We start from the raw sequence: 13,773 nt of genomic DNA on the forward strand, positions 1-13,773 counted from the left end.
GCCCGGTTACATTCCGAACCCGGAAGCTAAGCCTTACAGCGCCGATGGTACTGCAGGGGGGACCCTGTGGGAGAGTAGGACGCCGCCGAACAATTTTTGGGAAAACCCCCGCATCTTCGGATGCGGGGGTTTTCTGCGTTTCCAGGATCTTTAGGACGGCTCCACCAGCTTCGTGTCGTACGCCAGGATGACCGCCTGAATGCGATCGCGGGAACCCGTCTTCGCGAGAATGCGGCCCACATGAGTCTTCACCGTCGACTCGGCGAGATGCAGGCGCGTGGCTATCTCCGTGTTCGTCCAGCCCTGGCCGATGACCGTGAGGATTTCTCGTTCGCGGTCGGTGAGGGAGGCGAGGCGCGCGTCCTCCTGCGGACCGGCCTCCGTGCCGGGGCCGGCCGGGAGGTGATGGACGTAGGCGTCCAGGAGGCGACGGGTGAGGCTGGGGGCGACGACCGCGTCGCCGGTGGCCACCGCGCGGATACCGGCGAGGAGTTCCTCGGGCTGGGCGTCCTTGACGAGGAAGCCGGAGGCGCCTGCGCGGAGGCCGGCATAGGCGTACTCGTCGAGGTCGAAGGTGGTGACGATCAGGATGCGGGTGCGGTCGCCGGCGGCGGTGATGCGGCGGGTGGCCTCGATACCGTCGAGACCGGGCATGCGGATGTCCATCAGGACGACATCGGGGCGGAGCTCGGATGCCAGGCGGACCGCCTCGCTGCCGTTCGGTGCCTCGCCCACGACCGTCATGTCGTCCTGGCTCTCCAGCAGCATGCGGGAGCCGAAACGCTGAAGAGGCTGGTCGTCGGCGATCAGGACCGTGGTCACTGCGGGGATTCCTCCGGGAGGTGTATACGGACGCGCCAGCCCTGCTCGGGGTGGGGGCGGGGACCGGCCTCAAGTGTGCCGCCGTACAGGGCCGTTCGCTCGCGCATTCCCGGAAGTCCCCGGCCCCGGGCGTCGGAGCGGGGGGCGTCGCCGGGCCGGCCGTGACCCGTGTCCGTGATGGTCACGGTGACGGAGGCCTTCTCCTCGTAGAAGAGCTCTATCGCCGCCGTCGTGTCGGGGCCGCCGTGCTTGAGGGTGTTGGTCAGAGCTTCCTGGATGACGCGGTAGACGGTGAGCTGGCGGCCCGGGGGGAGGTCGGGGACGCCGTGGGTGGTGGTGCTGACGGGAAGGCCTGCGGAGCGTACGCCGTCGAGGAGCCGGTCGAGGTCGGTGAGGCCGGGCTGAGGGGTCAGGTCGGGCTGGTTCTCCTCGTCCTCGCGCAGGACGTCGAGAAGACGGCGGAGTTCGGTCAGGGCCTGCCTGCTGGTGGTCGCGATGGCTTCGAGGGCCTGGCCGGCGCGTTCGGGGGACTTGGCGGCCGCGTATCGGCCGCCGTCGGCGAGGCCGGTGATGACGGAGAGGTTGTGGCCGATGATGTCGTGCATCTCGCGGGCGATGCGGGCACGCTCGGCGGCCGTGGCGAGCTGGGCCTGCTGGTCGCGTTCGGTCTCCAGGCGGCGGGCCCGGTCCTCCAGCGCCTCCGTGTAGTTGCGGCGGGTGCGGACCGTGACGCCGATGAGAACGGCCACCGTGACGGACATCAGGTGTGAGCCGATCTGCTGGTCCCAGGTGCCCTCCCCATGACGGGTGGCCGACACCAGCACCGGGGCGAGCACCAGGGCCGCCGCCCACCACAGGTCACGCAGAGGGCGGCGCAGGGCGAGGTGGTAGACGAGAACCAGCTGGAGCAGGACCGCCTGGAGGGCGGCGCCGGTCCAGGCGCTGGCGACGGCGAAGGGGACCGTGGCGACCAGGGCGGCGGTGGGGCGGGTGCGGCGCCACAGCAGGGGGACCGAGAGACCGAGGCTCATGGTCAGGAGCAGCCAGCCGGGGACGTCGACGCTGTGGGCGTTGTGGCGCCAGCCGCCTCCGGCGTAGTCGATCAGGGCGGCTGTCACCCAGAAGCCGGTGAAGTGCAGGTCCCACGGCAGCGGGTGGCGTCGGTCGAAGGCGCGCACCCGGCGGGTGAGGCGGTGGGCGTAGTCGGTGAGGGGCTCCGGCGCCCGGTCTTCCGTCACGGGGTCCATGGTGAGGGTTTCCGGTGCCGGCGTCACACGTCTCGGCGGCGCAGGGCCACCGCTGCGAGCGTCAGGACGGCCGCCGTCCACAGGGTCATGGCCAGGAGGGCGGCGCCGGGCGCCGCCGTGCCGGGCATCGGCTGTGCGGTGGTGAGGGCCTCCAGGGCCTTGCCGGGGAAGTAGCGGACGGCGTCCTCGACGAACGCGTACGGGAGCATGGCCAGGATCTCCGGGAGGATCATGACGATGCCGATGAAGGCACCGATGGCGGTCGGGACCGAGCGGAGCAGGGCGCCGATGCCGAGGGCGAGGACGGCGAGGAGGGTCAGGCCGGCCGCGTTGCCCGCCAGGGCCCGCAGGACGCCGGGGTCGCCGAAGGAGGCCGCCTGGTCGGTACCGGAGAGGAAGGTCTGGGCCAGGGGGAAGGTGAGGAGGTTCGTCGCCAGGGTGAGGGGGAGGGCGACCGCGGCCAGGACGGCGGCCTTGGACCACAGGACGGGCAGGCGGCGCGGGACGGCCGTCATGGTGGCGCGGATCTGGCCGGTGGAGTACTCGCCGGCGGTGGCCAGGATGCCCAGTACGCCGAGGTTGATCGTGGCGAACTGGGTGCCGAGGAGGACGAACATGACGGTGTCCATGCCGCCTTCGCCGGAGCCGTCGTAGGCGGCGCCCAGGCCCGCGCCCATGGCCGCGGTGAGGGCGCTGGTGACGACGAGGGTGATCCAGGTGGAGCGCAGGGTCCAGAACTTGTGCCATTCGGAGCGCAGGACGCGCGCCGGGGTCACGCGGTGGGGAAGGGTCGCCGTGGTCATGCTGCCGCTCCTTGCAGGGTCGCCGGGTATTCGACCGCGTCGCGGGTGAGGTCCATGAAGGCCTCTTCCAGGGAGGCGGTGCCGGGGGTCAGTTCGTACAGGGGGATGCCGTGGGCCGCCGCGGTGCGGCCGATGTGTTCGGCGTTCGTGCCGCGGACCCGGAGGGCGCCGGGGGTGTCGGTGGTGATGTCGACGCCGGGTGCGGTGAGGAGACGTGCGAGGGCGGTGGCGTCCGGGGTGACGACCTTGGTGGTGCCCGCGCCGGAATCGCGTATGAAGTCCGTGACCGTGGTGTCGGCGAGGAGGCGGCCGCGGCCGATGATGACCAGGTGTTCGGCGGTGAGGGCCATCTCGCTCATCAGGTGGGAGGAGACGAGGACGGTGCGGCCCTCGGAGGCGAGGGACTTGAGGAGATTGCGGATCCACAGGACGCCCTCGGGGTCGAGGCCGTTGACCGGTTCGTCGAGGATGAGGGTGGCCGGGTCGCCGAGGAGGGCGGCGGCGATGCCGAGACGTTGGCCCATGCCGAGGGAGAAGCCCTTGACGCGGCGGTGGGCGACGTCGGTCAGGCCGGTGAGGCCGAGGACCTGCTCGACGCGGGCGCTGGGGATGCCGTGGGTGTGGGCGAGGGCGCGCAGGTGGTGGTAGGCGGTGCGGCCGGGGTGGACGGAGCGGGCTTCGAGGAGGGCGCCGACCTCGGTGAGGGGCGCGGGGTGGGCGGCGTAGGAGCGGCCGGCCACGGTGGCGTGGCCGCGGGTGGGGGCGTCGAGGCCGAGGAGCATGCGCATGGTCGTGGACTTGCCGGCGCCGTTCGGGCCGAGGAAGCCGGTGATGGTGCCGGGGCGGACGGTGAAGGAGAGGTCCCTGACCACCGTCCGGTCGCCGTAGCGTTTGGTGAGTTCGTGTGCCGTCAGCATGCTTCGATGCTCGTGCCTGCCGGGGGCGTGGGCGTCGGACCGGCGGCGGTAATCGGGGTGAGGGGTGTCGTACCCGGGTACTACCGTGGCCCGCATGAGCTATGTGATCCGGTCCGTCCGTGCTGACGAGTGGCCTGCGGCGAAGGAGCTGCGGCTCGTGGCGTTGCGGGACCCGGTGGCGCACCTGGCCTTCCTGGAGACGTACGAGGAGGCCGTGGCCCGGCCGGACTCGTTCTGGCAGGAGCGGACCGAGGGGGCCGCGCAGGGGGTGGACAGGGCCCAGCAGATCATCGCCGAGGGGCCGGACGGGCGGTGGGTGGCGACGCTGACCGTGCTCGTGGAGGAGCCCGGGACGACCGACTGGGCCGGCTTTCCGGTGGAGCGGAAGCAGGGGCATGTGATCGGTGTGTTCGTGCGGCCGGAGGAGCGCGGGAGCGGGCTGACCGAGGTGCTGTTCGATGCGGCCCTGGAGTGGTCGTGGGCTCAGGGGCTCGAGCGCGTGCGGCTCATCGTGCACGAGGAGAACGGGCGGGCGCAGCGGTTCTACCGGCGGGCCGGGTTCGTGCCGAGTGGGGTGACGGTGTCGTTGGGGGATGCCGGGGAGCGGGAGTTGGAGTTCGTGCTGGAGCGGGAGTGACGGGCCCGAGTCCTGTCGGCGCAGGGATGGTCCCGATGAACAGGTCCTAGACGGGCAGTTCGTCGTGCGGCCACCGGGCGCGGCCCTGTTCGCGGGAGCGGAGCAGGGCCAGGGTCGGCATGCCCCGGTCCGCTCCGGTGGCCAGCAGCTCCGGGAGCTGGGGAAGCGGGGCCACGGCCGCGACGTCGTCCAGGACGAGCGTCATTGGTGGGTCGAGGCGACCGGCCGATGACCGTTCGGCCATGTGCCGGCCGCGCTCGACCACGCTCGAGACGAGGGCCGTCAGGAAGGGCATCGCGCCCGGGTTGGTCCTGGGGTCCTCGATGGATTCCCCCACCACGTAAAGCGTGCCCCCTTCGTGGACGAAGGAATCCAAGGCGAGGGCATCAGTTCGGTTGGGAGTGCAGGCTTCGCGGATGTTGATCGTGGAGAGGGCCGCGAGGGCACGGGTGGTCAGCTGCTGGGCCATGTCGCGGCGTTCGGGGTGGGCCGTGAGGGCGCCTTCGAGTTCGCCCGCGGAGGCGGGAGCCGCCTTGGGGTTGGTGCGGAGGATGCGTACGGCGTCCTGGAGCTGGGTGCCCTGGGACCAGCGGTGGACGTGGCGGATGGTGCGGCCGTCGATGGCTGCGGCGTGCAGGTAGCTCCGCAGGAGTGTCTCGGCTGTGTCGCTGAGGGCCTGGTCGAGTTTGGCGGTGGGGCGGACGGGGGTGAGGAGGGCGGCGGCTCTCGTGGTTGCCGTCGCCTTGTCCTCGCAGCCGGTGGTGGGGGACCAGTGGAGTCGGGACGGGGTGTCGCAGAGGTGTGCGGGGTCGTAGAGGTGGGTGGGGCCGAGTTTGGCTCTGGCGTCCTTGGTGTCCTGCCAGAGGGCCGGGTTCGAGGTGACGACGAGGGCCGGGCCTTCCGCGTCGCGTACCGCTTGGGTTGCGGTGGACTGGCGGGTTTCCCTGGGCGCTACGAGGACTTTTTCCCACCCGGCCACCCGTTCCTGGCCGAACAGGGCAGCCGGGGTCGCGGGCGCGGCAGCCGGTGTGGGGGCCAGGGGGGGCGTCGGGTCGACGATGTATGGGGGCTCGGGGGCGGAGCGGCGTGGGGTGGGCACGTCGTGCTGTGCCGACGCGGGTACGTCGTGGGGCGTCGTTGCGGGGGCGCCGTGCCGGGCTGATGGCGATGCGTCGTGATGTGCCGACGCCGGAACGTCGTGGGACGCCGCTGCGGGGGCGCGGTGCCGGGCCGATGGCGATGCGTCGGGCCGGTCCGGGCCCGTCGTCTGGTGCTGTGGTGAGACCGGGGCCTCGTGCGGTGTCCCGGCGCCGGTCCCGTACGCGACCCCTGGCCGCTCCCCAGCCGTCGCCCTCTCCAGTCGGCGTCTCGCGCGAACCGCCCGCCACCGGGCCAGGGTGCCCATCATGAACACCGTCAGGACGACGAGGATCATCAGCTGGCCGATGAACAGGCCCCAGAACAGGCCGTAGCCGGAGAGTTCGGCGGGGGGTGTGCCGGGCCAGGCGGAAGGGATGTCGTGGGGCTTGGCGATGAGGGCGCGCATCGCCAGGGGTGTGCGGGTGAAGGTGACGCCGGACGGCCAGGAGCCGTGCGCGAACCAGGCGGCGAGGCCGGTGGCCGTCCACACCAGCAGGGTCATGCCGAGGAGGAACGCGAGTATGCCGACCAGCAGGCCGTCGGGGATGCCTCCCTGGCCGTCCCGCTGGGTGCGGCGGTCGTCCGGTCTCACGCGTCCTCCCCTGCCGCCTACGCCACCGTTGATTCGGAGTCGCCCAGGTGGTGCTCCACGAAGGCCGCGGCCCGTTCCTCCGCCTCGAGCTCGGCGGCGTGCAGGGCGTCGTCGGTGAGGTCGTGGGAGGACTCGGTCATCGCGCGGTCGGTGAAGACCAGGGGACGTTCGGTCTCGGTGATCAGGTGTTTGACGACCTGGACGTTGCCGTTGACGTCCCACACGGCGATGCCGGGGGTGAGGGTCGGGATGATCTCGACCGCCCACCTGGGCAGCCCGAGCACCCGTCCCGTGGCCCTCGCCTCGTCCGCTTTCTGGGCGTAGATCGTCCTGGTGGACGCCATCTTGAGGATCGCCGCCGCTTCCTTGGCGGCGGCTCCGTCCACCACGTCGGACAGGTGGTGGACGACCGCCACGAAGGACAGGCCGAGGCGGCGGCCGAACTTCAGCAGGCGCTGGAACAGCTGGGCGACGAAGGGGCTGTTGATGATGTGCCAGGCCTCCTCGACGAGGAAGATGCGCTTCTTCCGGTCGGGGCGGATCCAGGTGTGCTCCAGCCACACGCCGACGATCGCCATGAGGATGGGCATGGCGATGGAGTTGCGGTCGATGTGGGACAGGTCGAAGACGATGAGCGGGGCGTCGAGGTCGATGCCCACCGTGGTGGGGCCGTCGAACATGCCGCGCAGGTCACCGTCGACCAGGCGGTCCAGGACCAGGGCGACGTCGAGGCCCCAGGCCCGTACGTCGTCTATGGCGACGTTCATCGCCTCGGCCGACTCGGGTTCGGGGTGGCGCAGCTGCTCGACGATGTCGGTCAGGACCGGCTGGCGGTCGACGATGGTCTCGTTGACGTAGGCGTGGGCGACCTTGAGGGCGAAGCCGGAGCGTTCGTCCAGGCCGTGGCCCATGGCGACCTCGATGATCGTGCGGAGCAGCGCGAGCTGGCCCGTCGTGGTGATCGCGGGGTCGAGCGGGTTGAGGCGGATGCCCATGTCCAGGGCCGCCGTCGGGTCCAGGCGGATGGGAGTTATGCCCAGCTCCTCGGCGATGAGGTTCCACTCGCCGACGCCGTCCTCGCCCTGGGCGTCCAGGACGACGACCTGGCGGTCGCGGAAGCGGAGCTGGCGCAGGACGTACGTCTTCTCCAGCGCCGACTTGCCGTTGCCGGACTCGCCGAGGACCAGCCAGTGCGGCGCGGGGAGCTGTTGGCCGTAGAGCTGGAAGGGGTCGTAGATGTAGCCCTTTCCGGAGTACACCTCGCGGCCGATGATGACGCCGGAGTCGCCGAGGCCCGGGGCGGCGGTCGGGAGATAGACCGCCTGGGCCTGGCCCGTGGACGTGCGCACCGGAAGCCTGGTCGTCTCGACCTTCCCGAAGAGGAAGGAGGTGAAGGCCTCGGTGAGGACGGACAGCGGATCCCGCATCAGGTCCTACCTCCGAATGCCGGTGGCGAAGGGAAGGGTGTTCACGAAGGCGCGGTGGTGCTCGCGGTCGCACCATTCCAGTTTGAGGTACGACTTGCCCGCCGAGGCCCTTATCGTCCGCTTGTCGCGGGCCAGGGCGTCGGGGGAGCGGGAGCTGACGGTGATGTAGCCGACGAGGTTGACGCCGGCGGCGCCGCTGGCGAGGTCTTCGCCGCGCTGGTCGAGCCGGGAGTGCGCGGCGACGTCCCGCGGGTCGACGGTGCGGTTCATCTTGGCGGCGCGGGACGCCTCGGCCTCGTCGTTGGTCTTCTCGGTGAGCATGCGCTCGATGGCGACCTCGGTGGGTTCGAGGTCCATGGTGACGGCGACCGTGCGGATGACGTCCGGGGTGTGGACGAGGAGCGGGGCGAGGAAGTTGACGCCCACAGGGGTCATCGGCCACTCCTTCACCCAGGCCGTGGCGTGGCACCAGGGGGCGCGGGTGGAGGACTCGCGGGTCTTGGCCTGGAGGTAGGTGGGCTCCATGGCGTCCAGTTCGGCCGGCCAGGCGTTGCGCTTGGTCATCGCCTGGATGTGGTCGATGGGGTGGTCCGGGTCGTACATGGAGTGGATCAGCGAGGACAGCCGCCCTTGGCCGAGGGGCTGGCGGACGCGGATGTCGGCTTCCTGCAGGCGCGAGCAGATGTCGGTGAGCTCGCGGGCCATGACGACGGCGAGTCCGGCGTCCCGGTCGACCTTGCCGCCGTGGGCGCGGGCGGCCCGGGCCATGGCGTTGGCCTCGGCGGCGAGTTCGCGGGTGTAGTGCATGCAGGCGACGAGGTAGGCGCGGTGCTGCTCGCTGCTGGTGGACACCATGGACTGGAGCTGGTCGTAGGACTCCTGGAGCCACGGCAGGGCCTTGTCGTCGCCGCGGATGGCGACGTCCTTGGCGTGGGCGTCGGGGTCGGCCGGGAGGGTGCGGGCCAGCATCTGCAGGCGGGTGACGAAGCCGTCGCCGTTGGCCACGTGCTTGAGCAGGGTGCCGAAGCGGTCGACGAGGGCTTCCTGGTCCTCGCTGTCGCGCAGGCCGACGCCGGGGCCCTCGATCTCGATGGCGGCGGTGACGGTCTTGCGGTCGGCGTGCAGGAGCACGGCGATCTCGTCGGGGCCGAAGGGGGCGGCCAGCCAGGTGATGCGGCCGATGCCCGGGGGCGGGCCGACCTCGATCTCCTTGCCGTCCAGCCGGGTGCCGGCCTCGATCGCCGAGGAGCGGTAGGTGGTGCCCTGCTTGAGGGTCCGCTTGTAGCTGCGGTTGATCTCGAACCACCTGTAGAAGGTGCGGTGCTTGTACGGCACGTACACCGCGGCCAGCGCCAGCATCGGGAACCCGGCGAGCAGCACGATGCGCAGGGACAGCACCGGGACGAGGAGCCCGCACATCATGCCGATGAACGCGCCCACGACGATCAGGGCGATCTCGCCGGTCTCGCGGTTGCGGCCGATGATCGCGTTCGGCCGGGCGCGGCCGATCAGGTATGTCCGGCGGGGCGTGACCGGATGGGACACGTGGGACTCGGTCGTCAACGCCCTTCACCTCCCGTGCGGTTGGTACTGCTGTTGCGGGTGTTGCTGGCGTGCGGGGTGTTGACGGGGCTGCTCGAACGGGGCGCGGGTGCGGCGGAGGGGACGGATCCGCCGCCGCCGTTCGAGGTGCGGGCGCTGTGCGCGGCGACCCCGCCGGATGCGGGGTTGCTGGGGCGGGGGGCGGAGGACTGGCTGCCTCCGCCGTTGTTGTCGGCGCGGGAGCTGTGGGTCTTGATGCCCTGTGCGACGAGGGTGGCCGGGGAGCTGATGACCGCGGCGGCCTTGCTCTCGGCGCCCCGCATGAGGCGGTTGTTGCGGGAGCCGGCGATCTCGTCGCCGAAGCCGGGGACGAAGCGGTAGATCATCGCGCTGGCGAAGATGGCGAGCAGGATGATGGCGAGGCCGGAGACGACGGCGGAGAAGGCGTTGGGGCCGTCGTCGGCGGAGAGTGCGCCGGCGAGGCCGAGGACGATGACGATGACCGGCTTGATGAGGATGACGGCGATCATGATGCCGGCCCAGCGGCGGACGTGGCCCCACAGGTTCTTGTCGACGAGGCCGGCGTAGACGACGGTGCCGAGGAGGGCGCCGACGTACAGGAGCGCGGCCCTGATGACGAGCTCCAGCCAGAGGACTCCGGCGGCGAGGATGCTGACCAGGGAGACGACGATCAGCATGATCGGGCCGCCGCCGATGTCCTCGCCCTTCTTGAGGGCTTCGGAGAAGGTGCCGAAGAACGCGTCGGTCTGGTCGCCGGTGGCTTTGGCGAGGACCTCGGTGATGCCGTCGGTGGCCGATACGACGGTGTAGAGGATCAGGGGGGTGAAGGCGGAGGCCAGGACCGTGAGCCACAGGAAGCCGATGGCTTCGGAGAGGGCGGTGGTGAGGGGGACGCCGCGGACGGCTCGCTTGGCGACGGCCAGGAGCCAGAGCAGGAGCGTGAGGATCGTCGAGGCGGCGAAGACGACGGCGTACTGCTGGAGGAACTTGGGGTTGGTGAAGTCGACGTTGGCGGTCTCCTTCACGGCGTCGCTGAGTTTGTCGACGGTCCAGGAGGCGGCGTCGGCGCAGCCCTTGGCGAGGGAGGAGAGGGGGTCGAGGGTGGAGGTGGGGTCGAGGCGGGAGGTACCGCTGCCACTTCCGCTGCCGGTGTCGCCTTCGCAGATGTCCCTGGCCTTGTCCCGGAGCAGATCGCAGGCGTTGTTGCTGGGGGACGGGGAGGGAGTGGGTGCGGCGAAGGCTTGGCTGGCCAGCAGGACCGCGGCCGTCTGCACCGCTGTGACCGCGGCGCCGAGTTTGAGTACGTGATGCCTAACGGGCATAGGTGAAGCCTCCGTACTCCTCGACGGCCTTGCTCATGTCCTCTGCGGTGGAGGCTCTTTGGTCGCGCCCGACCGGGACCGGGCCCTCCTTCTGGCTGAAGTCGGTGAGCTTCCAGTCACCGTCGACCCACTTCAGCTGGTAGGTCGTGGTGTACCAGCTCTCGGTCACGGGGTTCGTCGAGCCCTCCCCCGACAGGCCGAAGAGGGAGGTGTACCAGAGTGCGACTGAGGCCGTGCTGCCGTTGTAGGAGGTGACTTTGGTGCCGACCGGGACGACGCGCGAGACGAAGGTCTGGCCGCTGGGCGCGGCCCCGTCCTTGGTGAGGCCGAGCTTCTCCAGGAAGCTCTCCTTCGAGTACACCTGGTCGAACGCGGGCAGCTGCGCGGTTGCGACGTCCGGTGCGTACACGGTGTTGACGATCGCGTGGCGCTTCTCGAGGTTGTACATGTCGGCCGACCCGAGCGCGATGCCGTAGTTGGTGGCTGCGGACTGGGCGCCCTGCTCGGTGTGGGCGTAGCCCGTGGCGATGTCGCCGGTCTTCGACTTCACCGGTTGTTGCCCCGTAGGCGCTGTCGCCGAGCTCTCCGCTTTGTCGCTGCCCGCTCCGCCGTTCCCGCCGTCGCCGTCCCCCCGGTTGGCGAAAGCGATCGCTGCGATCAGGAGGACCACCACGCCGACGACCGTGACCAGGCTGCGGGACGAGGAGCGGCGGCGGGGGTCGGTGAAGGCGTCGCCGGAGTCGGGCAGGCGGGTGCGGGTCTGGCCCGTGCCGGCGTAGCCGCCGGAGGACTGGTGGTCGTCACCGAGACTCATGCCGCGTACGCCCCCTCGACGTCGTGCGGAGACACTTCGTACCGGTCGTACTTTTCATCCTGCTCGTACGACGGTAGCCGTGCTGGTTCCCGCGCGGGCGCGGTGTGGTGACTCGACATCAGGGAAACGCAACCTCAGCCGGTGGGCACGACGGGCGGGTGGGATGGAGGGGGAGCCGGGCGTGACCGGCCGGACGGACGGTGCCCGGGCTACACGGCCATGCCGTACACGATGGTGAAGAGGGTGCCGAGGGAGCCGATGATGAAGACTCCTGTGAGGCCGGCGATGATCAGGCCCTTGCCCTGCTCCGCGCTGAAGGTGTCCCGCAGGGCGGTGGCTCCGATGCGCTGCTTGGCGGCGCCCCAGATGGCGATGCCGAGGCAGAGCAGGATGGCCACCGCCATCACGACCTCGATCATCACCTTCGCCTCGTTGCCCAGGCTGCCGAAGGGGCCCCAGTCCGGAGCGATCCCGCCGATGATGGTGTTGATGTCTCCCTTGTCGGCCGCAAAGAGCATGTAAGTCACCGCCCCTGTTGGGTAGTTCCGCACCCTCTGCGGTAGTGCAGAGGTCAGGCCTCATTGTCGCCGACAATGATGCTGTCGGATGTCGACTTGGCGTCATTGATTGGCGGGTTTCGTACGAATACCTTGCCACCGTTCCGCTCCGGGCCCTAGGGGAGGTGACGGGCGGCGTACGAAGGATCGTATGGTCACTCTGTGTATCACGGCAGGTCACGCCGGGCAATGAGGCCTGAGCGGAACCTGGGGTGCGGTTCTGTCGTTGTGCCCTCTTGCGGCCTTTTCCACCTTAGGGGGCCGTTTCTGACGGCTGGTCGGGTGAGTGGTCGCGCCGGTGTTCTCCGGGTGAAGGCTACCCGGCAGGGCAAAGGGGCCGCGGCTGGGATGCCGCGGCCCCTTCGTTTCCCCGCCGCCCAGGGCCCCCACGGCGCCGGGCGGCGGTCCCCCGGTGACGGTCTGTCACCGGGGGGAGTGCGTCAGCCGGTGAAGGCGGCCAGTCCCTGCGGGGTGCCCAGACCGGTCGGACCGTCGTAGCCCGTCCGGGCGGTGCAGAAGTAGCTGGTGGTGCAGCTGCCGTTGCTGCCGCTGGTGACGTCGTTCAGGGCGGTGGTGTTCGCGTAGGGGAACTCGGCCGGGTAGGAGCCCGTCGACGGGGTGCCCGCGAGGGCGTAGACGCTCGCGATGATCGGGGCGGAGGCGCTGGTGCCGCCGTAGGTGGCCCAGCCCTGGCCGTCGGCGCCGTAGGTGTCGTAGACGGAGACGCCGGTCGCGGGGTCGGCGACGGCCGAGACGTCGGCGATCATGCGCCGGGTGCAGCCGGTATCGGTCTGCCAGGCGGGCTTGGTGTCGTAGGCGGAGCAGCCGGAGCCGGTGCCTTCGGTGCTGCTGGTGCGCCAGACGCTCTCGGTCCAGCCGCGGGTCGTGGCGGACGTGGAGAGACTGGTGCCGCCCACGGACGTCACGTACCTGGAGGCCGCCGGGTACTGGGCGCCGTAGCCCGCGTCGCCCGCGCTGACGGTGATGGCGACGCCCGGGTGGTTGAAGTAGGCGGAGTCGTACGAGGTGTCGGCGGAGGACTCGCCGCCGCCGTAGCTGTTGGAGACGTACTTGGCGCCGAGGGCGACGGCCTCGTTGACGGCGGTGCCGAGGTTGGTCATGGTGGCGGACTTGGCCTCGACGAGCGTGATGTGGCAGTTCGGGCAGATGGCGCTCGCCATGTCGAGGTCGAGGGATATCTCGCCGGCCCAGCCGCTGTTGGCGGTGGGGAGGGCGGTGGTGGAGCCGGTCTGGCTCACCTTCTGGAAGCAGCCGTTCGCGGTGGTGCAGGCGGGCAGGCCGTACTGGGACCGGTAGGCGGCGAGGTCGGATTCGGCGTTGGGGTCGTCGTAGGCGTCGACGATGGCGATGGTCCGGCCGGAGCCGTTGCTCGTGGCGGCGGAGGTCAGTCCGTAGGCGCTGCGGAGGTCGGAGGGACCGTAGCCGGAGGGGGAGGAGGCGTCGGCGGCCTGGGCGGAGAGGCTGTGCTGCTGCTGGAAGGCGGTGCGGCCGCCGGTGACGCGCAGGGCGTTGCAGGCCATCTCGCCCGCGTGACGGGGCAGGGCGCAGGAGCGGGTCCAGGTGACCTTGGACGTGCTCGGGTCCGCGGCCTGGGCGTGGGCGGCGGTGGTGAGGCCGGTGAGGAGGAGTGCGGCGGTGGCGGTGACGGCGGACGCCACGCGGCGCCATCTGAGGCGGGACGTGGGGGGAGTCGGGAGTGTCGTGCGCAAGGTACAGCCTCCCGGCAGTGGTGGTGAGAGGCCTGCGGGTGGGGAACCGCCGGTGTGATTCCCGGCGGGGGCGGCGACCCGCGACGACGATCGCTTGTTGAGTACCTGCCAACAAGGCGGTGATCGGAATCCTGACTTCCGCCTTACTGAAGAGGGTGCGGGGCTTACCTGTCGCTGACGGCCCGATGGCCGTGTGATGAAG

General features: G+C 70.7%; 12 protein-coding genes and 1 rRNA gene. 2 read left to right on the forward strand and 11 right to left on the reverse strand.

Translation table 11 applies throughout. The annotated features are described in order from the left end of the window. A 5S ribosomal RNA gene (gene rrf / locus AB0F04_RS13270) occupies positions 1–91 on the forward strand; the annotation flags it as partial. A gap of 59 nt (positions 92–150) precedes the next feature. On the opposite strand, the gene AB0F04_RS13275 is transcribed toward rrf, so the two are convergent. The 4 genes from AB0F04_RS13275 to AB0F04_RS13290 are packed head-to-tail and all read right to left on the reverse strand — an operon-like array spanning position 151 to position 3,789. Continuing rightward, positions 151–822 carry a response regulator transcription factor gene (locus AB0F04_RS13275; protein WP_362040848.1) on the reverse strand — a complete coding sequence of 224 codons (672 nt, stop codon included), beginning with the start codon at positions 820–822 and terminating at the stop codon, positions 151–153. After that, positions 819–2,069 (reverse strand): histidine kinase, encoded by a 1,251-nt coding sequence (locus AB0F04_RS13280; RefSeq protein WP_362040850.1) that lies wholly within the window; start codon positions 2,067–2,069, stop codon positions 819–821. The genes AB0F04_RS13275 and AB0F04_RS13280 overlap by 4 nt, the downstream gene beginning before the upstream one ends. A gap of 23 nt (positions 2,070–2,092) precedes the next feature. After that, positions 2,093–2,872: an ABC transporter permease gene (locus tag AB0F04_RS13285; RefSeq protein WP_362040852.1), complete on the reverse strand. Its 780-nt coding sequence runs from the start codon at positions 2,870–2,872 to the stop codon at positions 2,093–2,095. After that, complete coding sequence (locus AB0F04_RS13290; RefSeq protein WP_362040854.1) at positions 2,869–3,789, reverse strand: ABC transporter ATP-binding protein; 921 nt, start codon at positions 3,787–3,789, stop codon at positions 2,869–2,871. The genes AB0F04_RS13285 and AB0F04_RS13290 overlap by 4 nt, the downstream gene beginning before the upstream one ends. 94 nt (positions 3,790–3,883) lie before the next feature. Between AB0F04_RS13290 and AB0F04_RS13295 the strand changes: the two genes are divergently transcribed. Continuing rightward, positions 3,884–4,426, forward strand: a complete 543-nt coding sequence (locus AB0F04_RS13295; RefSeq protein ID WP_362040856.1) for a GNAT family N-acetyltransferase — start codon at positions 3,884–3,886, stop codon at positions 4,424–4,426. A gap of 46 nt (positions 4,427–4,472) precedes the next feature. Here AB0F04_RS13295 and AB0F04_RS13300 read toward each other — a convergent pair whose 3' ends face one another. From AB0F04_RS13300 to AB0F04_RS13330, 7 genes are all read right to left on the reverse strand, one after another. Continuing rightward, positions 4,473–6,158, reverse strand: coding sequence for a TraM recognition domain-containing protein (locus AB0F04_RS13300; protein WP_362040858.1), 1,686 nt, complete (start codon positions 6,156–6,158; stop codon positions 4,473–4,475). Positions 6,159–6,175: 17 nt separating this feature from the next. Next, positions 6,176–7,585, reverse strand: a complete 1,410-nt coding sequence (locus tag AB0F04_RS13305) for an ATP-binding protein (RefSeq protein ID WP_362040860.1) — start codon at positions 7,583–7,585, stop codon at positions 6,176–6,178. Positions 7,586–7,591: 6 nt separating this feature from the next. Then, positions 7,592–9,148: an SCO6880 family protein gene (locus AB0F04_RS13310; RefSeq protein ID WP_362040861.1), complete on the reverse strand. Its 1,557-nt coding sequence runs from the start codon at positions 9,146–9,148 to the stop codon at positions 7,592–7,594. Next, on the reverse strand, positions 9,145–10,470 hold the full coding sequence (locus AB0F04_RS13315) for a hypothetical protein (RefSeq protein ID WP_362040863.1): 1,326 nt from the start codon (positions 10,468–10,470) through the stop codon (positions 9,145–9,147). The genes AB0F04_RS13310 and AB0F04_RS13315 overlap by 4 nt, the downstream gene beginning before the upstream one ends. Beyond that, positions 10,460–11,284: a hypothetical protein gene (locus AB0F04_RS13320; protein ID WP_362040865.1), complete on the reverse strand. Its 825-nt coding sequence runs from the start codon at positions 11,282–11,284 to the stop codon at positions 10,460–10,462. Before AB0F04_RS13320 ends, AB0F04_RS13315 begins: the two co-directional genes overlap by 11 nt. 209 nt (positions 11,285–11,493) lie before the next feature. Next, a complete protein-coding gene (locus AB0F04_RS13325) occupies positions 11,494–11,802 on the reverse strand; it encodes a hypothetical protein (RefSeq protein ID WP_003991275.1) in 309 nt (102 codons plus the stop codon). Between the two features lie 479 nt (positions 11,803–12,281). Beyond that, positions 12,282–13,571, reverse strand: a complete 1,290-nt coding sequence (locus AB0F04_RS13330) for a S53 family peptidase (protein ID WP_362040867.1) — start codon at positions 13,569–13,571, stop codon at positions 12,282–12,284. Between the last annotated feature and the right edge of the window lie 202 nt (positions 13,572–13,773).

This window comes from Streptomyces sp. NPDC029041, from assembly GCF_040637515.1.
Classification (GTDB): Bacteria; Actinomycetota; Actinomycetes; order Streptomycetales; family Streptomycetaceae; genus Streptomyces.

Bases quoted from the DNA above. Each gene is read 5' to 3' on its own strand.
- AB0F04_RS13315 (WP_362040863.1), bottom strand. From the start codon at position 10,470: ATGCCCGTTAGGCATCACGTACTCAAACTCGGCGCCGCGGTCACAGCG.
- AB0F04_RS13285 (WP_362040852.1), bottom strand. From the start codon at position 2,872: ATGACCACGGCGACCCTTCCCCACCGCGTGACCCCGGCGCGCGTCCTG.
- AB0F04_RS13290 (WP_362040854.1), bottom strand. From the start codon at position 3,789: ATGCTGACGGCACACGAACTCACCAAACGCTACGGCGACCGGACGGTG.
- AB0F04_RS13325 (WP_003991275.1), bottom strand. From the start codon at position 11,802: ATGCTCTTTGCGGCCGACAAGGGAGACATCAACACCATCATCGGCGGG.
- AB0F04_RS13280 (WP_362040850.1), bottom strand. From the start codon at position 2,069: ATGGACCCCGTGACGGAAGACCGGGCGCCGGAGCCCCTCACCGACTAC.
- AB0F04_RS13305 (WP_362040860.1), bottom strand. From the start codon at position 7,585: ATGCGGGATCCGCTGTCCGTCCTCACCGAGGCCTTCACCTCCTTCCTC.
- AB0F04_RS13295 (WP_362040856.1), top strand. From the start codon at position 3,884: ATGAGCTATGTGATCCGGTCCGTCCGTGCTGACGAGTGGCCTGCGGCG.
- AB0F04_RS13320 (WP_362040865.1), bottom strand. From the start codon at position 11,284: ATGAGTCTCGGTGACGACCACCAGTCCTCCGGCGGCTACGCCGGCACG.